The sequence below is a fragment of the Gordonia metallireducens genome, assembly GCF_021245825.1.
Lineage (GTDB): Bacteria > Actinomycetota > Actinomycetes > Mycobacteriales > Mycobacteriaceae > Gordonia > Gordonia namibiensis.
Genome location: NZ_JAJQJP010000016.1, coordinates 49,075 through 70,815, shown reverse-complemented (window position 1 = coordinate 70,815; position 21,741 = coordinate 49,075). Strand labels below are relative to the sequence as shown.

The 21,741-nt window shown below is 66.3% G+C and carries 21 protein-coding genes; 4 read left to right on the top strand and 17 right to left on the bottom strand.

What is annotated here, in order from left to right:
- Position 1 precedes the first annotated feature (1 nt).
- From pstA to LQD00_RS04770, 5 genes are all read right to left on the bottom strand, one after another.
- Positions 2–901 carry a phosphate ABC transporter permease PstA gene (gene pstA, locus LQD00_RS04790; RefSeq protein ID WP_232715902.1) on the bottom strand — a complete coding sequence of 300 codons (900 nt, stop codon included), beginning with the start codon at positions 899–901 and terminating at the stop codon, positions 2–4.
- Between the two features lie 2 nt (positions 902–903).
- Positions 904–1,935 (bottom strand): phosphate ABC transporter permease subunit PstC, encoded by a 1,032-nt coding sequence (gene pstC / locus LQD00_RS04785; protein ID WP_232715901.1) that lies wholly within the window; start codon positions 1,933–1,935, stop codon positions 904–906.
- Positions 1,936–2,091: 156 nt separating this feature from the next.
- Positions 2,092–3,165 carry a phosphate ABC transporter substrate-binding protein PstS gene (gene pstS / locus LQD00_RS04780; RefSeq protein WP_232715900.1) on the bottom strand — a complete coding sequence of 358 codons (1,074 nt, stop codon included), beginning with the start codon at positions 3,163–3,165 and terminating at the stop codon, positions 2,092–2,094.
- 159 nt (positions 3,166–3,324) lie between these two features.
- A complete protein-coding gene (gene mshD, locus LQD00_RS04775; RefSeq protein WP_232715899.1) occupies positions 3,325–4,230 on the bottom strand; it encodes a mycothiol synthase in 906 nt (301 codons plus the stop codon).
- Complete coding sequence (locus LQD00_RS04770) at positions 4,211–5,014, bottom strand: winged helix-turn-helix domain-containing protein (RefSeq protein WP_232715898.1); 804 nt, start codon at positions 5,012–5,014, stop codon at positions 4,211–4,213. Before LQD00_RS04770 ends, mshD begins: the two co-directional genes overlap by 20 nt.
- Before the next feature lie 206 nt (positions 5,015–5,220).
- On the opposite strand from LQD00_RS04770, the gene LQD00_RS04765 reads away from it, so the two are divergent.
- The 4 genes from LQD00_RS04765 (at position 5,221) to LQD00_RS04750 (ending at position 8,718) form a co-directional block, all read left to right on the top strand.
- Positions 5,221–6,078 carry an LmeA family phospholipid-binding protein gene (locus LQD00_RS04765; protein WP_232715897.1) on the top strand — a complete coding sequence of 286 codons (858 nt, stop codon included), beginning with the start codon at positions 5,221–5,223 and terminating at the stop codon, positions 6,076–6,078.
- Positions 6,079–6,490: 412 nt separating this feature from the next.
- Positions 6,491–7,330, top strand: a complete 840-nt coding sequence (locus LQD00_RS04760) for a sulfurtransferase (RefSeq protein ID WP_006866204.1) — start codon at positions 6,491–6,493, stop codon at positions 7,328–7,330.
- Positions 7,331–7,335: 5 nt separating this feature from the next.
- Positions 7,336–7,641, top strand: a complete 306-nt coding sequence (locus LQD00_RS04755; RefSeq protein ID WP_232715896.1) for a DUF1416 domain-containing protein — start codon at positions 7,336–7,338, stop codon at positions 7,639–7,641.
- A 348-nt stretch (positions 7,642–7,989) separates the two neighbouring features.
- Positions 7,990–8,718: an FABP family protein gene (locus LQD00_RS04750; protein WP_232715895.1), complete on the top strand. Its 729-nt coding sequence runs from the start codon at positions 7,990–7,992 to the stop codon at positions 8,716–8,718.
- 40 nt (positions 8,719–8,758) lie between these two features.
- On the opposite strand, the gene LQD00_RS04745 is transcribed toward LQD00_RS04750, so the two are convergent.
- From LQD00_RS04745 to LQD00_RS04690, 12 genes are all read right to left on the bottom strand, one after another.
- The gene (locus tag LQD00_RS04745) at positions 8,759–9,682 is read right to left on the bottom strand and encodes a hypothetical protein (RefSeq protein WP_232715894.1); all 924 of its coding nucleotides are present in this window, start codon (positions 9,680–9,682) and stop codon (positions 8,759–8,761) included.
- Between the two features lie 431 nt (positions 9,683–10,113).
- Positions 10,114–10,776, bottom strand: a complete 663-nt coding sequence (locus tag LQD00_RS04740; protein ID WP_232715893.1) for a hypothetical protein — start codon at positions 10,774–10,776, stop codon at positions 10,114–10,116.
- Complete coding sequence (locus LQD00_RS04735) at positions 10,776–11,696, bottom strand: hypothetical protein (RefSeq protein WP_232715921.1); 921 nt, start codon at positions 11,694–11,696, stop codon at positions 10,776–10,778. Before LQD00_RS04735 ends, LQD00_RS04740 begins: the two co-directional genes overlap by 1 nt.
- Entirely contained in the window at positions 11,693–13,132 is a 1,440-nt protein-coding gene (locus tag LQD00_RS04730; protein WP_232715892.1) for an MCE family protein, read from the bottom strand. The genes LQD00_RS04735 and LQD00_RS04730 overlap by 4 nt, the downstream gene beginning before the upstream one ends.
- Positions 13,132–14,427 (bottom strand): MCE family protein, encoded by a 1,296-nt coding sequence (locus tag LQD00_RS04725; protein ID WP_232715891.1) that lies wholly within the window; start codon positions 14,425–14,427, stop codon positions 13,132–13,134. Before LQD00_RS04725 ends, LQD00_RS04730 begins: the two co-directional genes overlap by 1 nt.
- Complete coding sequence (locus LQD00_RS04720; protein WP_232715890.1) at positions 14,424–15,683, bottom strand: MCE family protein; 1,260 nt, start codon at positions 15,681–15,683, stop codon at positions 14,424–14,426. The genes LQD00_RS04725 and LQD00_RS04720 overlap by 4 nt, the downstream gene beginning before the upstream one ends.
- A 2-nt stretch (positions 15,684–15,685) precedes the next feature.
- The gene (locus LQD00_RS04715; protein ID WP_232715889.1) at positions 15,686–16,909 is read right to left on the bottom strand and encodes an MCE family protein; all 1,224 of its coding nucleotides are present in this window, start codon (positions 16,907–16,909) and stop codon (positions 15,686–15,688) included.
- Positions 16,906–17,964: an MCE family protein gene (locus LQD00_RS04710; RefSeq protein WP_232715888.1), complete on the bottom strand. Its 1,059-nt coding sequence runs from the start codon at positions 17,962–17,964 to the stop codon at positions 16,906–16,908. The genes LQD00_RS04715 and LQD00_RS04710 overlap by 4 nt, the downstream gene beginning before the upstream one ends.
- Positions 17,957–19,078: an MCE family protein gene (locus LQD00_RS04705; protein WP_232715920.1), complete on the bottom strand. Its 1,122-nt coding sequence runs from the start codon at positions 19,076–19,078 to the stop codon at positions 17,957–17,959. The genes LQD00_RS04710 and LQD00_RS04705 overlap by 8 nt, the downstream gene beginning before the upstream one ends.
- 57 nt (positions 19,079–19,135) lie before the next feature.
- Entirely contained in the window at positions 19,136–19,987 is an 852-nt protein-coding gene (locus tag LQD00_RS04700) for an MlaE family ABC transporter permease (protein WP_004022039.1), read from the bottom strand.
- 3 nt (positions 19,988–19,990) lie between these two features.
- Complete coding sequence (locus LQD00_RS04695) at positions 19,991–20,755, bottom strand: MlaE family ABC transporter permease (RefSeq protein ID WP_005201556.1); 765 nt, start codon at positions 20,753–20,755, stop codon at positions 19,991–19,993.
- Between the two features lie 63 nt (positions 20,756–20,818).
- Complete coding sequence (locus LQD00_RS04690; protein WP_232715887.1) at positions 20,819–21,709, bottom strand: 3-oxoacyl-ACP reductase; 891 nt, start codon at positions 21,707–21,709, stop codon at positions 20,819–20,821.
- Positions 21,710–21,741 lie beyond the last annotated feature (32 nt).

The window sequence follows — 21,741 nt, the reverse complement described above, 5'->3', positions numbered from 1 at the left end:
TTCAGGAGGTCTTGGGCGCGAAGATCTTCGACACCACCTTGGCCCCGAAGTAGACGATGGCCACCAGGATGACCAGGCAGAGGGCCGCACCCCAGACGTCGTCGAAGGCGCCGGGCCCGTTGTTGTACTGCTGCACCATCATCAGCGGCAGCGACTGCTGATTGCCGTCGAAGGGATTCCAGTTCATCGCCCGGGTCGAACCGACCAGGATGAGCACGGGCGCCGACTCACCCATCACACGCGCGATGGCCAGCATCACGCCTGTCACGATGCCGGAGAGTGCCGTCGGCAGCACGATCTTCACGATGGTCTTCCACTTCGGGATGCCCAGCGCATAGGACGCCTCACGCAGGTCCTGCGGGACGATCTTGAGCATCTCCTCGGTCGCGCGGACAACCAGCGGGACCATGAGCAACACCAGCGCGATCGCCACGACGAAACCCGACCGGGGGAACCCGAGCGTGGTGCGCCAGACCGCGTAGACGAACAGTGCCGCGACGATCGACGGGACGCCGGAGAGAATGTCGACCATGAAGGTGGTGACCCGGGCGAGCACCGACTTCTTGGCGGCGTATTCGACGAGGTAGATCGCGACGAAGATACCGAGCGGGATCGAGATGACGGCGGCCAGCGCGGTCTGGATCAACGTGCCGACGATGGCGTTGGCGGCGCCGCCCTTGCGTTCCGGCAACGTCCACCAGTCGATGTCGAGCAGCGGTTCGATGCCGCGGATGACCAGGGTGGCGACCAGCCACACGAGCGGAACCAGCGCGACGAGGAGTGCGGCGATGACCGCGATGCGGACCACGTGATCGGTAACGCGTCGGCGCTTCGCCAGCGGGGTGAAGCCCGAGGGCTTCTTGACCGGGTCGGCCGTGGGCGACGGGGTGGTGAGGGTCATGCTCACTTCTTTCCGGCGACGACCGCACGAGCGGCGGCGTTGACGATGAAGGTCAGGACGAAGAGGGTCAGGCCTGCGGAGATGTAGGCGCCGGTCTTGGCCGGCGAGTCGAACTCGGCGGCGTTGTTCGCGATCTTGGTCGCGAAGGTCTCACCGCTCTCCATGAGGTTGAAGTTCATCGGCCCGGCGGTGGAGATGATCAGCAGCAGCGCCATCGTCTCGCCGAGCGCGCGGCCGAGGCCGAGCATCGAACCGGAGATGTAGCCGGAGAAGCCGAACGGCAGGACCGCGAGTTTGACGACCTCGAACTTCGTGGCACCCAGGGCGAGCGCCGCCTCGCGGTGCCCCCTCGGGGTCTGCATGAAGACCTCGCGGGTGACCGCGGTGATGATCGGCAGGATCATGACGGCGAGCACGATGCCCGCGGTGAGTAGCGTGCCGCCGGTGGACATGTTCGCGACCTGGGTGGGCTGCTGGAAGAACGGCAGGAAACCGAGGTGTCCGACGACCCACTCGTTGACCGGCACCAGCGCCGGACCCAGCACCAGGATGCCCCAGAGGCCGTAGACGATCGAGGGCACCGCGGCGAGCAGGTCGACGGTGTAGGTGATGGGCCCGACGAGACGCTTGGGCGCGTACTCGGTGAGGAAGATCGAGATCCCGAGCGCCACCGGCATCGCGATGAGGAGTGCGATGACCGAGACGACGACCGTCGCATAGAACAGCTGCGGGATACCGAAGGCGAGCTGGTTGCCGCTGGTGACCCAGTCACCGGTGTAGGTGAAGAAGTTCTCCTCGTTCTTCAGCAGCGACGGGACGGCCTGCGCGACGAGGAACAGCGCGATCAGCCCGATGACGAGCGAGACGACGAATCCCGAGCCGACGGCCAGCGTGCGGAAGATCTGGTCCGCCACGCGGTGGCGGGCCGCGGAGTGCAGGCTGCCCGATGACGAACCGTCTGGCGATGCCTCGGGGAGGCTCGTTCCGTCGGAATCCGGCGGGACCGCGCCACCCTCGTTGCTCAGCGACGTCATGCGTCCTTCTTGTGCTTCCGCTCTGGTCATTGGGGCCACTTCCCGGTCCACCGCTCACAGTCCGTGCGACACGCGAAGAGTCGTGTCAGTGTGTCAACCGCGCGTGCGGGGCCGCAAACCGTGGCGGCCCCGCGCGCGCTGTCCTGTTGTGTCACGTCAGGCGTTGCCGCTGCCGGCGAGCGCGTCGATGCTGCCCTGCAGCTTGGCCTTGAAATTCTGCGGCACCGGCACGTAGCCGATCTCCTCGAGGCCGGTCTGGCCGTCGCCGAGGATCTTCGTGAACGCGTCCTTGAGGGTGGTGCTGGTCGCATCGTCGGAGTAGCCCGCCGAGCAGACGATGGAGTACGGCGTCAGCAGCAGCGGGTAGGCACCCGGGGCCTTCGAAGCGAACAGCGCGTCGGTGTCGACGACCAGGTCCTTGCTGTCCGGGTTCTTGAAGGCCAGCTCGTCGAGGGCTTTGCCGGCGCTGGCGGCGTTCAGCTCCACCGGACCTGCTCCGAAGTCGATGTCGGCGACGCCGAGGTCGTTCTCGGTGGCGAAGCCCCACTCGACGTAGGTGATCGAGCCGGGGGTCTTCTTGACGGTGTCACCGACTCCGGTCGACTTGGACGCACCCGAACCGACGTTCTTGGGAGCGAACTCCTTGCTGTGCTCATACGGCCAGTCGTTCGGCGCCGAGTTCTGAAGGAACCGCTGGAAGTTGTCGGTCGTGCCCGAGCTGTCGGAGCGGTAGACCGGGACGATGTCGCCACCGGGCAGCTGCACACCCGGGTTGAGTGCGGCGATCGCCGGATCGTTCCACTTGGTGATCTTGCCGTTGAAGATCTTGGCGATCACGGCGGAGTCGAGCTTGAGGTTGTCGACGCCCTCGAGGTTGTAGGCGATCGCAACCGGTCCGACGACCAGCGGCAGATGCCAGGGGTCGTTGCCGTTGCAGCGTTCCTTGGCCGCGGTGACCTCGTCGGCCTTGAGCGCCGAGTCGGAACCCGCGAAGTCGACGTCGCCGGCGATGAACTTCTTGATGCCGTCACCGGAGCCGCTGCCGGTGTAGTCGAGGACGATGTCGTCATCGTCGGAAAGGATCTGACCGAAATGCTCCATGGCCTTCTGCTGGGCCGTCGAACCCTCGCCACTCACCGTCGGAGTGTTTCCCCCACCGCACGCCGTCACCAGGGTCAATGCCGCGATCGCCGACACCGCCGCCAGAGCGCCGTTCCGCTTGATTCTCACCGCAGGTGTTGCCTTTCCGTGTCGTTCCCCGTCCCGAGGCCCGGGTGTCCGGAGTGTTCGATACAGAAAGGTAGGCGCGTCGGATGGCCTGATCCCCGACAGAAGGTGAACGGAAGGTGAACCCGGCACGTCGGGCTCGCGACGACCGGCTGAGTGGACTCAGCCGTAGGCGACGTCGACGGCGAACCTGGTGAACCCGAGGCGTTCGTACGTCCGCAGCGCGGCCGTGTTGTCACCCTCGACGTAGAGGTTGATCTCGGCGACGCCGCGCCGTGCGAGGTGATGGAGTCCGGCGAGCGTCAGCAGCTTGCCGAGCCCGCGGCCCTGAGCCTGCGGATCGACCCCGACGATGTACACCTCGCCGAGTTCGGCGTCGTGCAGTTTGGTCCAGTGGAACCCGAGAAGCCTCGTGGGGTCCTCGGTGTCGAAGGCCAGGAAGAGGCCTTCGGGGTCAAACCAGTCGGCGGCGACCCGCTCGGTGATCTGATCGAGCTCCCAGCCGCCCTGTTCGGGATGCCAGTCGAAGGCGGCGTTGTTGACGCGCAGGATCTCCGCATCGTCCGCCGACCCCGCGTAGGTCCGGAGCGTGAGTCCCGGATCGACTGCGAGTTCGGGGAGTTCGTGGCCCTCCCCGACCGGGCGTCGCAGCTGCAGCAGCTCGCGGCGCTTCTGCAGTCCCATCGCCGACGCGAGGGCCACCGCACCGGGGAGGTCGCCATGCGCCCACACCCGAGCCTCGAGACCGTCCTCTCGGGCCGCGGCAAACGCGGCCTCGAGCAGTCGGCGCCCCTTGCCCTGGCGACGCTGCTCCGGGTCGACAACCGCTTCGATCATCGACGGTTCGCCGTCGCGACCGGGGACGATGTTGGCGTACGCGCCCGTCGACCACACGTGGATGATCGGCGAATCCGCTTCGGCGTCAACTGCTTTCACCGCATCGTCGGAGAGCGGCGCGACGCCGTCGGCGGCCGTCGCGGCACGTACGAGACGATGCGCCTCGGCGACGACCTCCGCCGGAGCGGCACCGCGTCGTACCTGGAAATCGTCAGCTTCCGGCGCTGGCACTGAACTCCTCGTCGAAGGTATCCGGACCGTCGACCGTGTCGTCGAAACCGGCCGGATCGATATCCGGCACACCATCTTCCGCCACGTCCTCGGCTTCGGCCTGAGCTGCCCGGCCACGGGTGGGTCGCACCGCCTTGTATCCGACGTTGCGGACCGTGCCGATCAGCGATTCGTGTTCGCTGCCGAGTTTGGCGCGGAGTCGACGGACATGCACGTCGACCGTGCGCGTGCCGCCGAAGAAGTCGTAACCCCACACCTCCTGCAGCAGCTGGGCGCGCGTGAACACGCGACCTGCGTTCTGCGCCAAGTACTTCAGCAGTTCGAATTCCTTGTAAGTCAGATCGAGGGGACGCCCACGCAGTCGCGCGGTGTACGTCCCCTCGTCGATGACCAGTTCCCCCAGGGTGACCTTGCCCGAGGTCTCCTCGGCGGCCACCCCCCGAGTGCGCACCACCAGCAATCGCAACCGCGCGTCGAGCTCTGCCGGACCCGTCCCCGGGAGCAGGAATTCGTCGATGCCCCAGTCGGCATTGACCGCGACCAAGCCACCCTCGGTCAGCACAGCCGCCACCGGCACCGACGATCCGGTGCTACCCAGCAGGCGGCACAGTCCTCGTGCCGCCGCCAGATCCGCGCGGGCGTCGACGAGGGCCACATCCGCATTGCCCGCCTCCATGAGTGAGGAGACCTCCGTCGGGGCGACTCGCACGTTGTGGGCGAGCAGCGACAGCGACGGCAAGACCGATTCCGGATTGGGATCGGCCGTCAACAACAAGAGATCCACCTAGCACTCCGATCTCGTTCGGTTCCGGACCAACCAATCCGCTCACCACGCTGTGAACGCCTCCGCGCACATCGTCGAGGATTGTTTACGCTGCCTTACCAACGTGTGCGAGATAGGTGACAGAATAGCGCCACCGACGCCCCCCGCTGTTAACAAGGCGAGTCGAAACCGTCGGTGGACACGATGGAGAGGGTGGTCTTCCGAGCATGCCGGGCATCCGGAAAGTCCTCGTCATCGCGGCGGTGGTCGTCGTGGTCGCGGCGGCGGCAACACTGCTCGTCGACGTCGGCGCGGCCATCCGCGGCGAACACCGGTTGTCGGAGGCCCTCGCCGAATCACCGCGCGTCCCATCCGATCCCGAGGTGACCCTCGCCGGGTTTCCATTCCTCACCCAGGCCGGTTCGGGCGACTACGCGGGCGTGACGATCGCCGCCCGCGGCGTCGAACTCCCGGGTTGTGAACCCGTACGCGGCATCTGTCGCGGCGAACTCGGCGCCGTACTCGGCCGATTCCGGGGTCCCGAACGAGGCGATTTCTCCGCGAGTGATGTTCTGCACACCGACTCGATCTCGGCCTACACCCGCCTCGATGCGGTCACCCTTGCGAGGTATCTGCGCATCACCGACCTGACCGTCAGCACGCCCGGTCCCGATGGGAAGGCCGGCAGCGGTGGCCCGCAGGACGGGGTCGTCTCACGGTCGGAGGGAGTCGTCTTCACCGGGACGGTGGCACTGCCACCCGACGACGGCCTCGACGCCGACGATCCGCCGTCCGCGTCGGCCTACACCGGCCCCAAGGTTCGGGTCAGCGTCGCTGTCGACCTCTCGGTGACCGACGGCGCGCTGGAGATCCGGGCCACCGACTTCTACACCGGACCCGAACGTCACGTGGACGCCGAGGTCCCCCAGGACATGCGCGCGGCCGTACTCGACCGGTTCAGCATGGTCCTCCCCCGGCTCCCGATGGCCTGGGGGCTCGTCGCCCAGCGCGCGGAGAGCTTCGGCGGTGACGTCCAGCTGGTCTCCGAAACGGGCGTCACCGACGTGCGCCCGGACCGGTTCTGACCCGACGCCACGACCGGAAGCGCGCGCCTCCCTTTCGTGACCTTTTTGCGCAGTTCAGAGTGCAATCCACCCGGGGTTTCGGACTCCGTTCGGCACTGTTGTACCCTCGTTGGCATGCAACAGCGCCGTGAGTACATGCTCACACGTCGCCGGGCGATCGACTTCTGTCGCGTCGCCGATTGTTGCTGTCGCACGCACCGCTGACGGTGTGCCATGACAAGCGCTGCCCCGCAGCCGCGCCATGCGCACCGCCGATGACGACGGGGTGCGATTCTCCCGAGGCCTGAGTGTCTTCTCCATGCGCCTCCTCGTTCATCACAGATCTGAGCCGCGGGCGCTTGTCCGCGCCTCGCCGCTGTTTCGCATCACCAGATCCATCCACCACCAGTTATCCATCCGAAAGGAACCAGACATGGCACGTTCCGACGTCCTGGTCAGCACCGAGTGGGCTGAGCAGAACCTCAACGCCGACAACACCGTCTTCATCGAGGTCGACGAAGACACCTCGGCTTACGATGGCGGCCACATCCCGGGCGCGATCAAGCTCGACTGGAAGCAGGATCTGCAGGACGGCATCCGTCGCGACTTCGTCGACGCCGACCGCTTCTCCAAGCTGCTGTCCGAGCGCGGCGTCTCCAACGACGACACCGTCATCCTCTACGGCGGCAACAACAACTGGTTCGCCGCCTACGCCTACTGGTACTTCAAGCTGTACGGCCACAACGACGTCAAGCTGATCGACGGCGGCCGTAAGAAGTGGGAGCTCGACGGTCGTCCGCTGTCCTCGGATGCGGTCACCCGTCCGGCCACCGAGTACAAGGCCTCCTCGCCCGACCTCAGCATCCGCGCCTTCCGCGACGAGGTCATCGACGCCATCGGCACCAAGAACCTGGTCGACGTGCGCAGCCCTGACGAGTTCTCCGGCAAGATCCTCGCGCCGGCTCACCTCCCGCAGGAGCAGGCGCAGCAGCGCGGCCACGTCCCCGGCGCCATCAACATCCCGTGGTCGACCACCGCGAACGAGGACGGCACCTTCAAGTCCGACGAGGAGCTCACCGCTCTGTACGCGGACAAGGGATTCGACGACAGCCGCGAGACCATCGCGTACTGCCGCATCGGCGAGCGCTCGAGCCACACCTGGTTCGTGCTGACCGAGCTGCTCGGCAAGAAGAACGTCAAGAACTACGACGGAAGCTGGGTCGAGTACGGCTCGCTGGTCGGTGCGCCGATCGAACTCGGAGAAGGAAAGTAATAACTATGTGTGCTGCACCCAAGCAGGGACAGAAGCTGCCTGCGGGCGTCGACGTGGAGAAGGAGACCGTCCTCACCGGACAGGTCACCGACGGCTCGGGTAACCCCGTCGCCGGCGCCTTCGTGCGTCTCCTCGACTCGACCGGTGAATTCACCGCCGAGGTCGTCGCCTCGCCCACCGGCGACTTCCGGTTCTTCGCCGCTCCCGGAACCTGGACGGTTCGCGCCCTCTCTTCGGTGGGCAACGGCGATGCGTCGATCAGCCCCGAGAGTCCCGGCATCCACGAGCAGGACATCGTCGTCTCCAAGTGATGTAGTCCCGGTCGTGGGCGTCTCAGACCCCACGACGCGACCCGGTCACCGCGCTGCGGTGACCGGGTTTCGTCGTTCCGGGGCCGAAAAAGGGTCAATGCCCAGCCATCCGGTCCCTGAGGAGCGCCTGCTGGAGCACCGTCCCGTTCCCAGGGAGCGCCTGCTGGAGCACCGTCCCGTTCCCTGAGGAGTGAAGCGTCTCGAAGGGAGACCCCCTGAACCTCCCGCGCATCCCCGGGTTAGAATTTGCCTCGTGGTCCTCTTCTTCGAAATCCTGCTGATCCTGGCCGCCGTGCTGATCACCTGGTTTGGTGTCTACACCCTCTACCGCCTGGTCACCGACGAGTCGTGACGTCCCACCCGGGAGCCGGTGACGCCGGTGACGAGCCAGTCGGCGCCGCCCCCTCCGGCGACGGAGTGCCCTCTGGCGACGGCGTCGTCGCCGACGGTGGCGCCCATCGTTCCGGCGACGAGGCGATAAACCAGGCCGAGGCACGTGCCGTCGAGTCCGGCAGCCGTGAGCGCAACATCCCCACGTGGGACGACCTCCCGCTGCCCGCGGACACCGCGAACCTCCGCCTCGGTGCCGATCTCCATCCCGGCCTGCTGGCCCTGCTGCCACTCGTCGGTGTGTGGCGCGGCGAGGGCGAAGGCCACGACGCCGAGACCGACACCGATTACCACTTCGCGCAGCAGATCGTCGTCTCGCACGACGGACAGAACTTCCTCACCTGGGAGTCGCGCTCGTGGGTCATCGACGAGGACGCCGCCTTCGAGCGTCCCGACCTCCGCGAATCCGGTTTCTGGCGCATCGGTGAGGACGACACCATCGAGTTGCTCCTCGCCCACGCCGAGGGGTCGGTGGAGCTCTTCTACGGCACGCCTCTCAATCAGACCTCGTGGGAACTGGCGACCGACGTCGTCATCAAGTCCCAGTCCGGCCGTCGCGCCGGCGGCGCCAAGCGTCTCTACGGTCTGGTTCCCGACGGCGACCTCGCGTACGTCGAAGAACGGGTCGACGCCGACGGCGACCTCTTCCCCCGACTGTCGGCCAAGCTACGCCGCCACGTCGGCTGAGCCCCGCCGCATTCCTGCCCGCTGTCTGCTCGGGCACCGCTCAGCGATGCACCCGGCTACAGCCGCGTCGGCGATCCGAGAACGCCAGGTACAGGTTGCGTTTCGGTAGCGCGCTGTACACCAGGGATCCGAGCATGATCACGACCGATCCGTACGCCGTGGCGGCCCCGGGGCGACCCGCCCAGCCGGGGTGCACGGTTCCCGACGCCGAGACGTAGGGGCCACGTCCGGGCGAACCGGCCTGGCGTTGACCCACCACCGAGAACACGTCGCTCTGCGCCGAGTGCGGGTAGATCGGGAAGTCGACCCGCTCACGCGGGCCGCATTCGACGATGCTGTACTCCGTCCCGGCCCGGTGAACGACCGCCACCCAGGTGTCGCCGGCATTGCGGACAGTGAAAGTCGTTCCACCGGAACGGTATTGATACGAGATTCGATCCTCCGCCGGGTCCCGTAGGCGGCAGCCGGCGAGTCCTCCGACCCAGTCAGTGCTCCACGGGGTCAGGTAGCGCTGGGCGAGGAACTCCCGCTCGGTCGGGATCGGGATGGTCACCGGCCTCGCCTGCCCCTGCTGGACCCACACCCCGCCGTAGATCACCGGACGACCGTCGGCGAGCCGAGGCGCCTGCAGGTAGGTGAACGAATCCTCGTCGGGCAGGATGATCATCTCGCCGGGTCCGAGACGCCGGAGCTCGACGCCGCCGTCGACGAAGAAGATCAGCGCGGCCGCGGGGCCGGTACCTCGGTTGTGGATGGACACGTGCTCGTCGTCGGCATGGAAGAGTCCGGCCTCGTGTGGATCGGCGAAGGTGAAGCGGGGCGGCGTCGAGGTTCCGAAGTCGGGATCGCCGGGACCCCAGTACAGATCGTCCCACCGGCCGTCGCGAGCAGCGGCGTCGTCGGCGACCGAACCGCCGAGACCAGGATCGACCGACAGCTCGCGGACTGCGTTCGTGGCGACCATCGTTCTCTCCTCGGGCGGGTGTCCCCTGTGGCAGGTATTCGTGACAGGTACATCGCCGGACTGGCCCGGTTCATAACGCCCGCAACCCGAACTCACGAGTAGTCCACCACCCGAACGACAATGTCCGGACCGGAGATGCCCGGACATGGAACGGCCCCCGCATCGCTCATACGAGCCTCGTGCCGACCGGACCGGGTCGGGATGCGGGGGCCGGGTGACCACCTGGTATTCGTCGGCGCTGACGAGGTGGGAAACCACCTCCGGCGACACGAATGCCACACGGTCAGCTGCTAACGGATGGTCACCTCACATGTCCGATGAGAAATCACTATCAGACCACCTCCTTCCCTGTGTACCCGCGAAAGTACGCCCGATTCCGGCGTCCCGCAACGGGATTTCGACGCGGCACGGCCAGCAGACGGTCGTGACTGTCAGGGCACGGGTACCTCGGGTGCGCCCGATCCGGGTGCCGGAGCCGCAGGCGGCGCGGACGGCGCCTGCGACGGGGCCGGTGACTGGCCGGGCAACGGTTTGGCGTCCGGCGGCAGGGACTCGACGACCTCGAGCTTCGAGCGGAAGGTGTCGTCGGTGATGACCTCGATGTGGTTGATCATCCAGCGGTCGCCCTGACGTTCCATGTCGAAGGTCAGCCGTGACGGGTTGATGCTGACGAGTTCCTTCTGACCGCGGGTGACCGACTGGTTCATGAAGATCAGCACCTTCGAGGTGTCGGCGGTGTTGGTGACCACGCCGGCGTCCTGGATGGTCACCTCGGACACGACCTGCTGCTTGCGGACCTCCGCGGCGAGGTTGTTCTCGGTGATCAGCTTGGTGTACTCGGGCTTGGCCGGGCCGGTCAGCACGCTCATCGACTGGTCGATGTGGTCGCTGACATTCTCGGCGTCGTACCCGAACATGGTGTTCGCGTAGTCGCGGGCGGCGGCGAGGGAGGACTCGCGCGCATCCTCGATCGAACGGCCCTCGGTGTACCGGTAGCCGAGGAAGGCGGTGGCCGCGAGCGCCGCGACGACGAGCACCGCGAGCACGATCAGTCCGAGGCGTCCCTTGTCTGTTCCGGGCTTGTTGTCGGCCATCACGCCACCCACTCGAAGTCGGTCATCTTCAGGTCACCGTTGATGCGGGTCATGTCGACGCGCCAGCGGAACACCTTGTCCTGGGCAGGGGTCTGGCCGTCGAGCGACTGCTGATGCCAGCCGAACACCATGATCACCGATCCCTCGTCGGGTTCGGACTTGGTGACCGCAGAGCTGAGGATGATCGATTTCGTCTCGAGCTTCCCGTCGCGGACGAGCGAGGCGACCTGCTGGATGTTGTTCTGGACCTCTTGCTTGACCTTGCCGGAGGTGTCGTCCTGCACCGATTTCAGTGTCTGGTCGACGGTGTCGGGGTTCATGCTCGTCAGATTGATCAGCACCTGCGAGGCGAACGCCGAGTACTCGGCCCGGAGGTCGTTCTGCTGGTCCTGCCGGGCGATGCCGAGGGCGAACACCACCGATGCCACCGCACAGACGGCGATGAGCACGATCCCGACGACGACGCCGACCACGGTCCGCGACGACCGCCGGCCCGAGCCGCGGTAGCGGACCTTGCCCTTGCCCCTCTTCTCCGGGGTGTTCGCCAGTCTGTTGCGGCGGCGCTCGCGGTAGCTGACGGTCTTCTCGACCTCTGATGGATCGGGGGCGATCTCCTCAGCAGTGTCCGGCTTCGTGAGTGACACCGCGCCGGTCGCGGTCTCCGCGTTCCGGTCGGTCGGGGTCTCCGCGGCATCCCGAGCGGCTGCCTCTTCGGCGGGCGTCTCGACGGCCTTCTCGGTCACCGGCGCTGCCGACAATTGCTCGACCGGCTTCTTTCCTCCCGAACGACCACGGCGAATGGGTGCTGACCGGACCGGACGTTTGGTCGTCCGACGGTCGGTCGAGCCGGTGCGGTTCGGGGTGGTGCCAGTCGAATTCCTGCTGACCGGGGTGGTGGTGCCGGTGCCCTCAGGGGTCACGGACTGACCGTCCCGCTGATCATCGTCTGCCATGTACTGCTCTGTTCCTGCCCTTCACGCCCCGTGCCGGCGTTGTACGTCTTGCCGTCGGGTCCGATGAAGTTGCCCGACTCCGGATCGTATGTCGTGGCGTACACCGCGGGCTCCGCCTCGAAGTCCTTCGGTGTGCCCGGTGTCACGGTACCGGAGGACGCGGGCTCCCATTTGAGGCCGTACGGCAGTCCGTTCTGGAAGGGGTCGACCGAGCCGGGGTTCGGCTTGTAGCCCGTGCGGCACTCCGCCGGAGTCGGCGCACGACGGCCCGGGAACTCCGCACACGGGTAGTTGCGGGCGCCGCGCACGGCGATGTTCGAGTTCTGCGGGACGCGGCACAGCATGCCCGGCGGCAGCTCGCGAGCGGACTGCTCGGAGGCCCACCGCCATTCCTCCTTGGGCAGGAAGCCGATGTTGCACACCGGCCGGTCCTGGAAGCCCAGGGAGAAGTTCACGTTCGGCCCGAAGTTGTTGGTACCGGTGTTCAGGGCGGTGATCAGCGAGTTGACCAGACGCGGGTACAACACCAGGATCTGTTTCCAGTTCGGTAGGTACACCACCTGGGTGTGGGCGATCGTGCCCAGGTTCGACACCAACAGCGGGTACGACCCGCCGAGCGATTCGAACAGTTCCTGCGCCTTCGACGTCGTCGACGGTCCCTTGCTGAGGATGTCGCCGATCTCGGGCCGGTTCGCCCGGAGCTGATCGGTGAACGCGGTGACGTTGCGTGTCCAGGCCCGGATGTCGTCGGCCGTACGGGACTGTGTGGCCAGCAGAGGTGCACCCTGCTCGATCAACGAGACCGTGGTGTCGGTGTTCTTGTTGGCCTCGCCGATGAACAGCGTCATCGAATCGAGTAACCGCTGCAGCGACTCACCGGTGCCGTTGAAGGCGACGAAGGCCTCGTCGACGAGCGAACGGAGCTTGGTGTCGCCGATCTCCTTGAGGAGCGCATCGGCCTGGTCGAGCATCGTCGAGATCTCCACCGGCACCTCGGAGACGGTGACCTCGGAATTGTTGTGCAGGTAGCCGGTCGGGGCATCGGCGGGCGGATCCGGGTTCGGGGTGAACTCGACGAACTGCTCGCCGATCGCGGAGACGCTGCGCACCGATGCCTTCGACGACGCCGGGATGTCGGTGCCGTTGTCGATGACGAGCGTGGCCTGCACGCCGTCGTCGGTGAGCTTTACCGAGTCGACCTTGCCGACGTAGACGCCGCGGTAGCTGACATTGGCGTTCTGGTACAGCCCGCCGCTGGTCTCCATGTTCAGCTGCACCCGGTAGCTGCCGACGCCGAACATCGACGGGATGCGGATGTAGAACAGCGCCATGACGACCATCGCGACCACGGTGACGATCGCGAAGATCATCAGCTGCATACGGACGAACCTGGTGATCTTCATCAGCGGCCGCCTTCCTGATCGGAGGGCACCGTCGGCGGAGCCGTGGGCGAGGGCACCTGCACCGGCGGGATGAGGTTCGCCGGAACCGGTTCCGCGGTGTCCGGGAGCTTCTCGCCACCGGGGATCAGCGGAGCCGTGAACGGGTTCAGTCCGCGGGCGGCCGCTCCGGCCGGCTTGCCGAAGACACCCTCGGGGCCGGTGACGCCGAGACTGGCGAACATGGTCTCGCTCAGACGGTCCACCGTGAGGTCGAGGGTCAGGTCGGAGTTCACGAAGTCACCCTTGACGATCTTCCGGACGGTCGGTTCGTAGAACGGGAAGGTCAGCAGGATGTTCAACGACTGCGTCATCGCCGGGCCCGAGGCCTGCAGCTGGTCGAGAGCGGGTTCGATGCCCTCGACGATCGTGACGATGTCCTCGGAGTTGGCGTCGAGGATGTCGTTGGCCGTCTTCGACAGCTTCGACACCGATGCGAGGGTGTCGAGAAGCTGCTGACGCTGGTCGACCAGCAGCTGCAGGATCTCCGGGCTGGCGTCGAGCGCGCGTTCGATGGTGTCCTTCTGCTCGTTCATGGTGCGGGACAGACGATCCAGCCCCTCGGTCGCGCGGATGATGTTGCCCTTCTGCGCATCCAGATCGGCGACGAGGGTGTTCAGCCGCGGGATCAGCTTCTTGATCTGGTCCTCACGGCCGCCGAAGACCTCGCTCATCTCGTGCACGATGTCGCCGACCTGCGACAGGCCGCCGCCGTTGAGCACCACCGACAGTGAGCTGAGCACCTGCTCGGTACTGGGGTAGGTGCAGGCCGCAACCTGTTGTGCCGCATTGATGTCGGGTACCGAGGGCACCTTCGGGTCGCTGACGATGTTGGACTGCTCGGGGCACTTGGTCAGCGGTATCTCGTCGCCCGCTTCCAGGCGCCCGCCCTCCGGCTCGGCGGGCTGGACGATCTCGAGGTGCGTCGAACCCAGCACGCTGGTCATGCCGACCATGACGTGCGATCCGCGCGGGATGATCACGCCCTTGTTCAGGCGGATGGTGACCAGCGCGTTCCAGTCCTGTACCTCGATGTCGCCGATGCTGCCGACGGTCGAATCGTCGATGAGGACCGGCGCGTTGTTGACCAGGCCGGCGGCCGACGGGATGAGCGCGGTGATCTCGTACGAGCCACCACCGGTCCCGGCAGCACCCGGCACGGGCAGCGAATTCGGCCCGTCGAACGAACATCCGGCGAGCAGCGTCGTGAGCGCCACCGCGCCAGCGGCCAGTCCGCCGCGTAGGCGTGACGACTTCATCGGTCTCCCCCGAACGGCACCAGCAGGTTCCCGAGCGGCGAACCGGCGTTGTCGCGCCGGGTCTCGTTGTCGATGCGCCGCACGCCGGCCTGGGCGCGTGCCTTCACGTCGGCATTCTGGTACTCCAACTGGCTCGGCAGCGCGTTGGCGCCCTGCACCGGGTTGGCCAGGAACGGCGGGTAGTTCATCGAGATCGATGACAGCACCGGCGCGAGGATCTCGACGCACTTGTCGATGTCCTGCTTCGACGTCCCCGGGCGGTTGGTGGAGTCCATCGATCCGCACAGCAGCGTGATCAGGTTGGTGCCGTTGGCGAGACCGAACACACCCGACAGCGACCCGGACAGCGGGTTGTAGATGTTGTAGAAGTTCGCGAGCTGATTGGGCGCGGAGTGCAGGACGCCCGCGACCTGCTCGTTCTTGTCGGCGACGATCTTGGTGGACGCCGCGAGCCGCTCGACCGACGACGAGAGCGCATCCTTATTGGTGTCGATGAAGACCTGGACGTCGGTCATCGCCGAGTCCAGACCCTTCAGCGCCGCGTCGAGCTCGGTGGTGTTGTCGGCGAGAACCGAACTGACCGAGGCGAGTCGGCCGTTGAACTGCACGAGCTGCTCATGGCTGCCCGACAGCGCATCGGTCAACTTCTGCAGGCTCTGGATCGTCGAGAACAGATCACCGCGTCCGGCCGCGAGGGTGCCGATGACGTCGGAGACCTCCTTGATCGACTGGTTGATCGCGGCGCCGTTGCCCTCGAGGTTCTCGTCGAAGACGTTGACCGCCTTGGCCGCGGTGCCCTGGTCGGGCCCCTCCGGACCGATGGCCTCGGTCAGCTTGGTGAGCTGGGCCTTGATGTCGTCCCACTCCATCGGGACGGCGGTGCGGTCCATCGGGATGTCGTAACCGTCGGGCATCACGGCGCCGCCGGAGTAGACCGGGGTGAGCTGGACGAAGCGTCCCGACACCAGGCTCTGCGCGACGATGACCGCCTTCGCGTCTTCCGGGATGTCGATGCTGTTGTCCACGCGCAGTTCGACTTTCACGTCGTTCTCGCGCGGGGTGATCTTCGAGACGCTGCCGACGTTCACACCGAGCACCCGCACCGGGTCGCCCTCGTAGAGGCTGGCGACCGAGCCGAAGTACGCGGTGAAGGTGTTGGTGGTCGACTTCAGGAAGACCGTCCACCCGACCACCACGAGGGCGATCGCGAGCACGACGGCGAGCACGCCGAGCAGAACTTTACGTCCGATGGTCATGGTCACCGTCCTCCTCTCGTGGTCGGTGAGGGCTTGGGATAGGTCGGGGTGGGCAGCGGGCCGCGCGGGGTGTCGGTGTTGTCCGGCGGGCCCGGCTTGTAGTAGTCGGGGATCAGCGGGAAGCCCGAGTACATCAGCGACTGCCACAGCTGCGGGTACCGGCCGCGCAGCGCGTTGAGGAAGATCGCGGTGTAGTCGCCGAAGCTGTTGAGGCCCACCAGCGAGTCGAAGTTCGGACCGGACGCGACGGCCTCGCCGAGGGTGTTGGCGAACGGGCCGAGACGATCGATCGTCTCCTTCAGGTTCTTCTCGTTGTCGGTGAGGATCGTGGCGACCCGGTCGAACTTCTGCAGTACCGGCGTCAGCTGTTCGTTGTTCTCGGCGATGAAGCCGCGCAGCTGCGTGGTGACGTCGCCGATCCCCTTGATCAGCTGTTTCAGTGCGTACCGGCGCATCTCGATCTCGCCGACGAGGGCGTTGGCGTCGATGAGCAGGCGGTTGATCTGGTCGTTGCGGTCCCCGACGATCTTGCTGACCTGGTTGGCCTTGGCCAGCAGCGCCCGCAGTTCTTCGTCCCGGTCCGCGACGGCCTTCGACAGGCGCGCGACACCGTTGACCGCTCCCTGCACCTGGTCCGGCGTCTCGGAGAAGGTGACCGTCAGGGTCTCGAGTGCGGTGTTGAGCTGGTCGGTGTCGGTGCCGGAGATCGTGTCCGTGGCACCTTCGAGCGCGTCCTGCAGAGAGTACGGCGCGATGGTGTTGCCCAGCGTGATCGATCCGCCCGGCTTGATGCGTTCGCCGCCGTGCGGGATGACCGTCAGGTTGCGACGCCCCAGTACGGTCTCGGTGCGGATGGCGGCCTGTGTCTCGTCGCCCATCTCGACCGTGTCGTCCATTCGGAAGGACACCTTCACCTTGGTGCCCTGGTCGGTGCCGGCGAGTTCGATCCCCTCGATCGTGCCGACCTGCACACCGGACACCACGACGATGTCGCCCTTGGCGAGTCCGCCGGCATCGTCGAAGTAGGCGCTGTAGGTGCTGATGGGTGCCAGGTACGGCAGCTTGTCCATCTGCATCGCGGTGATGACGACCATGGCGACGACCACGATGCCGATGATGCCGACCTGCGCGCGGCTGCGTCCGCCGTGCTTCTCCTCGCGCGCGATGTCGGCCTGCTCGGATTCGGTTCTGCGGCTGGAGAACATGCCGCCGAAGGGAAGACTCATGATCCGTCACACCTTCCGCCTGCGCGGGTGGTGTCACCCATGACGTTGTTCGAGGTGTAGAGAATCGTCTGGCCTCCGGGTGCGGGGAGCAGGATTCGCAGGCGGCAGAAGTAGATCTGCAGCCAGGCGCCGTAGGAACCGAGGTTCGACAGGGTCTTGTAGTCCTCCGGCAGACGCGAGATCAGGTTGCGGATGAACGGCTCGGCGGCCAGCAATTCCTCCGACACGCGGCCGGTGTTGGTGACCATCGACTGCAGCGTGGGACGGGTCGTCGAGAGCAGATCCGAGAGACCGTTGGTGACCCGGGACGTCTGCGTGAGGGCGTTGCCGATCGTGCCCTTCTGCTCGGCCAGGCCGGTCACCAGCTGCTGCAGCAGGTCGACGCTGGTGTCGAGTCCGGCGCGGTCGCCGTCGATCGTCGCGAGTGTGGTGTTCAGGTTGTCGATGACATCACCGATCAGCTGATCCCGGTCGGCGAGTGCATCGGTGAACGACGCGGTGTTGGACAGCAGGGTGTTCAGTGCCCCGCCCTGTCCCTGGAACACCGCGATCAGCGAGCTGGTGAGCGCGTTGACGTCGTCGGCGTTGAGCGTTCGGAACAGCGGCTTGAAACCGCCGACGAGCTTGTCGAGGTCGAGAGCCGGTTCGGTCTGGGTGACCGGGATCTGCGCGCCGTCGCCGAGGAAGGTCGAGGTGTCCCCGGTCCCCTGCTGCAGCTCGAGATAGCGGTCGCCGGTGAGGTTCTCGTAACGGATCAGTGCCCGAACGGATTTCGGGAGCGGGTACTGCTCGTCGACGGAGAAGGTGATCACGGCTTCGTTGTCGCGGTTGAGCTCGACGTCGCCGACGCCTCCGACCTCGACGCCGGCGATCTTGACCTTGCTGCCCGACTTCATCGCCGACGCACTGGTGAAGACCGCGGAGAACTCGTTCGACGCCCCCGACCGGTAGCGGCTGAAGACCACGACCAGTGCGACGAACACCAGGATCATCACCACGGTGAACGCGCCCAGCTTGATGAGGGTTGCGCGGAAAGCGCGTGCGCGGTTATCCACGGGGCGGCTCCCCGAACAGGATCTGGAACAGCTTCTTCGAGTTCACCTTCGGCTTGGTCCTGGGTTGGTAGGGCTGGGGTGCGTTGTCGCTGACGTAGAACGGCGCATGCTCGGTGGTTCCCGGGTCGGAGAGGCCACCCGCGCAGGTGGGCGGTCCCTCGGCCGCGACCTTGGGCAGGTCGTACGGGTAGGCGTAGGGGTCCTTGCCCGGCAGCAGACCGGCGTCGAGCATCAGCATGCCGTTGCGTCCGCCCATGAACGGTGCGGCCACCTCGCCGGCGACGGCGCCCGAGGTGAGGAAGCACTTGATGCCCGGAGAGTTGTAACCGAGCAGCGCGGCGATCGGGTTGAGGTCCGACAGCGCACCGATGAGTGTCTTCTTGCTCGGTGCGATGACACCGTCGATGGTGTTGGCCATCCCGGTCGCGTTGATCAACAGCGCGTCGAGGTTGGAGGTGTTGTCCACCAGCGTGTTGCCCACGGCGGTGAAGTTGTCGACGGTACGCATCAGGTCGGGCATCGCGTCCGCGTAGACGTTGGTGACGGTGGCGCCCTCACGGAACAACCGATTAAGCGCCGGCAGATGCGGATTGGTCTTGCCCAGCAGCGTCGTCAGCTGCTCGAGGGCCACACCGATGTCCTCGCCCTGTCCCGACAACGCGGTGTCGACCGCGCCGAGCGTGGCGTTGAGCTTCTCCGGTTGCAGGTCGGCGAGTACCGAGACCAGCTGCTGGAAGACGGTGTTGAGTTCGACGACCACGCGGTCGGCCGGGATCTCCGCACCCGCGGTGAGCTCGCCCTCGGCTTCGCCCGGCACGAAGAAGTTGACGGCCTTCGCGCCGAAGATGGTGTTGGACTTGATGTCGGCGACCACGTTGCCCGGGATCTTCGACATCGAACCGTTCGCGATGTCGAGGGTGAGGATGGCATTGCCGCCCCGCTCCTCGATCTTGCCGACGCGTCCGACCTCGACCCCGCGCAGTTTGACCTTGGCGTCGGGGTTCATCACCAGACCGGCGCGCGGTGCGACCAGCGTGACCTGCTGGGTGCCCTTGAACGCGCCGAGGAACGATGCGCTGGCGCCGATGATCAGGAACAGCAGCATCGCGACCATGGCGACTGCCGCCAGGCGACGGGTGGTCCGTGTCCGTTCTTGTTGTCTGCTCATGGTTCAGCCCGCCAGGTTGAACTTGCCGTCCGCGCCGTAGATGGCGAGGGAGGTGAGCAGGGTGATGACGACGACCACGACCAGCGAGGCACGCACCGCGTTACCGACCGCGACGCCGACGCCGACGGGACCGCCGGAGGCGTTGTAACCGTAGTAGGTGTGGATGAGCATGACCGCCACCGCCATACAGATCGCCTGAACGAAGGACCAGAGGATGTCCGACGGGATCAGGAAGGTGTCGAAGTAGTGGTCGTACACACCCGGCGACTGTCCGTAGAGGAACACCGTCGCCGAGCGGCTCGCGAGGAACGAGGCGAGCGAGGCCAGCGCGTACAGCGGGATGATCGCGATCAGGCCGGCGATGATGCGGGTGCTGACCAGGTACGGGATCGATGAGATGGCCATCGTCTCGAGGGCGTCGATCTCCTCCGACACCCGCATGGCGCCGAGCTGCGCGGTGGCACCGGCGCCGATGGTCGCCGCGAGGGCGATTCCGGAGATGACCGGCACCGCGATGCGCACGTTGATGAAGGCCGAGAAGAAGCCGGTGAGCGCCTCGACGCCGATGTTGGCCAGCGAACTGTAGCCCTGGACGGCGATGGTGCCGCCGGTGAACAGCGTCAGGAATCCGACGACCACGACGGTGCCGCCGATCATGGCGAGCGCGCCGGTGCCCATGGAGATCTCGGCGATGAGCCGCAGCGTCTCCTTCTTGTAGTGCTTGATCGCACGGGGGATCGACACGACGCTGTCCCAGTAGAACAGTGCCTGGTCGCCGATCTGGTCCCAGTCCTCGCCGGCCCGTTTCACCGCGACGCGCGCGGTCCGGAAGCGTGTTGTGAAAGGAAGTACCATCGCTCAGCCCGCCGTCGCTTTGAGTCCGACAGCGGTGACGACGACGTTGACGACGAACAACGCCATGAACGAGTAGACGACGGTCTCGTTGACCGCGTCGCCGACACCCTTCGCGCCGCCCTTGACGTTGAGTCCCTGATAGCAGCCGACCATGCCGGCGAAAAGGCCGAACAAGGCGGCCTTGACCATGGAGATCATCAGCTCACCGAAGCCGGTGAGCAGCGTCAGGTTGGCCACGAAGGCACCCGGGTTCACGTCTTGCAGATAGACGGAGAAGATGAAGCCGCCGCCGATGCCGATGGTGCAGACGAGGCTGTTCAGCAGCAGCGCGACGCAGGTCGACGCCACGATGCGCGGCACGACGAGTCGGTGGATCGGGTTGATGCCCAGCACCTTCATCGCGTCGATCTCTTCGCGGATGGTGCGGGCGCCGAGGTCGGCGCAGATCGCGGTGGCACCCGCACCCGCCACGATCAGCACCGTCACGATCGGGCCGATCTGGGTGATGGTGCCCAGGGCCGCGCCGGCACCGGACAGATCCTGCGCGCCGATCTCGCGCAGCAGGATGTTCAGCGTGAAGCTGACGAGCACCGTGAACGGGATGGCGACGAGCAGCGTCGGCACCATCGAGACACGGGCGATCGCCCACGATTGTTCTACTGTTTCCCGCCACTGGAACGGACGATGGAACAACTCACGCGCCGATTCGACGCCGAGTGCCACGAAATCGCCGATCCCCCCAAGGGGCGTGGCCAGTTTGCTCAGCACCAGCGGACCCCCTTCACCCTCGAACCATCGCGAAACCTATCACGCAGAATCCCGACGAAACGCTCAGTTGACCAGAGCGCTTGCCGAGAAAGTGCGTCCGGGATCGCGATCGGCGAAGAAGCCCGCGAGGGTCTTGGCCAGGTCGTCGGAGTCCCAGGCATCGCCGTCGGCGGTGAACACCTCGTCGATCGTGGGTGCCGCCATGAGGGTGACCTTGGGGCCGTACACGACGAACACCTGACCGGTGACGCCGTCGGCCTCGGGTCCGGCGAGGTAGCTCACGAGCCGGACCACATGTGCTGGATCGAGCGGATCGACGCCGTCGGTGGGCGCGTCCCCGAAGACGTCCGCGGTCATCGCGGTCCGCGCACGCGGGCAGATGGCGTTGGCGCGGACGCCGTAACGCTTGAGTGCTCGCGACGCGGACAGCGTGAGCGCGGTGATGCCGGCCTTGGCGGCACCGTAGTTGGCCTGCCCCTCGGGGCCGAGCAGCCCGGCCTCCGAGGAGGTGTTGATGATCCGGCCGTAGACCGGACCACCAGCAGCCTTCGACGCCGCACGCCAGTGCGACGCCGCATTGCGGTTGAGCAGGAAGTGGCCACGCAGGTGAACGCGGATGACCAGATCCCACTCGTCGTCGGTCATGTTGAACAGCATCTTGTCGCGGACCACGCCCGCGTTGTTCACGACGATGTCGAGCGAACCGAGCTGTTCGGTGGCCGCGGCCATGATGGCACTCGCGGTGGACGAATCACTGATGTCACCCCCGACGGCGATCGCGCGGCCACCGGCCGACGTGATCGTGTCGATGACATCACTCGAATCGAGCGCTGCCGGAAGGTCATTCACCACGACCGTGGCACCTTCCGCGGCGAGGCCGATGGCCTCCGCCCGACCGAGACCTGCACCTGCACCGGTGACGACCGCGATGCGACCGTCCAACGAGTTACCCACCCGACATTCCTCCTGAGCTGAAACTAGAACCT

Excerpts from the sequence above, each read along its gene's own strand:
- pstA (WP_232715902.1), bottom strand. The coding sequence starts at position 901 with ATGACCCTCACCACCCCGTCGCCCACGGCCGACCCGGTCAAGAAGCCC.
- pstC (WP_232715901.1), bottom strand. The coding sequence starts at position 1,935 with ATGACGTCGCTGAGCAACGAGGGTGGCGCGGTCCCGCCGGATTCCGAC.
- LQD00_RS04765 (WP_232715897.1), top strand. The coding sequence starts at position 5,221 with ATGCCGGGCATCCGGAAAGTCCTCGTCATCGCGGCGGTGGTCGTCGTG.
- LQD00_RS04760 (WP_006866204.1), top strand. The coding sequence starts at position 6,491 with ATGGCACGTTCCGACGTCCTGGTCAGCACCGAGTGGGCTGAGCAGAAC.
- LQD00_RS04755 (WP_232715896.1), top strand. The coding sequence starts at position 7,336 with ATGTGTGCTGCACCCAAGCAGGGACAGAAGCTGCCTGCGGGCGTCGAC.
- LQD00_RS04745 (WP_232715894.1), bottom strand. The coding sequence starts at position 9,682 with ATGGTCGCCACGAACGCAGTCCGCGAGCTGTCGGTCGATCCTGGTCTC.
- LQD00_RS04740 (WP_232715893.1), bottom strand. The coding sequence starts at position 10,776 with ATGGCCGACAACAAGCCCGGAACAGACAAGGGACGCCTCGGACTGATC.
- LQD00_RS04730 (WP_232715892.1), bottom strand. The coding sequence starts at position 13,132 with ATGAAGATCACCAGGTTCGTCCGTATGCAGCTGATGATCTTCGCGATC.
- LQD00_RS04725 (WP_232715891.1), bottom strand. The coding sequence starts at position 14,427 with ATGAAGTCGTCACGCCTACGCGGCGGACTGGCCGCTGGCGCGGTGGCG.
- LQD00_RS04720 (WP_232715890.1), bottom strand. The coding sequence starts at position 15,683 with ATGACCATCGGACGTAAAGTTCTGCTCGGCGTGCTCGCCGTCGTGCTC.
- LQD00_RS04715 (WP_232715889.1), bottom strand. The coding sequence starts at position 16,909 with ATGAGTCTTCCCTTCGGCGGCATGTTCTCCAGCCGCAGAACCGAATCC.
- LQD00_RS04705 (WP_232715920.1), bottom strand. The coding sequence starts at position 19,078 with ATGGTCGCGATGCTGCTGTTCCTGATCATCGGCGCCAGCGCATCGTTC.
- LQD00_RS04700 (WP_004022039.1), bottom strand. The coding sequence starts at position 19,987 with ATGGTACTTCCTTTCACAACACGCTTCCGGACCGCGCGCGTCGCGGTG.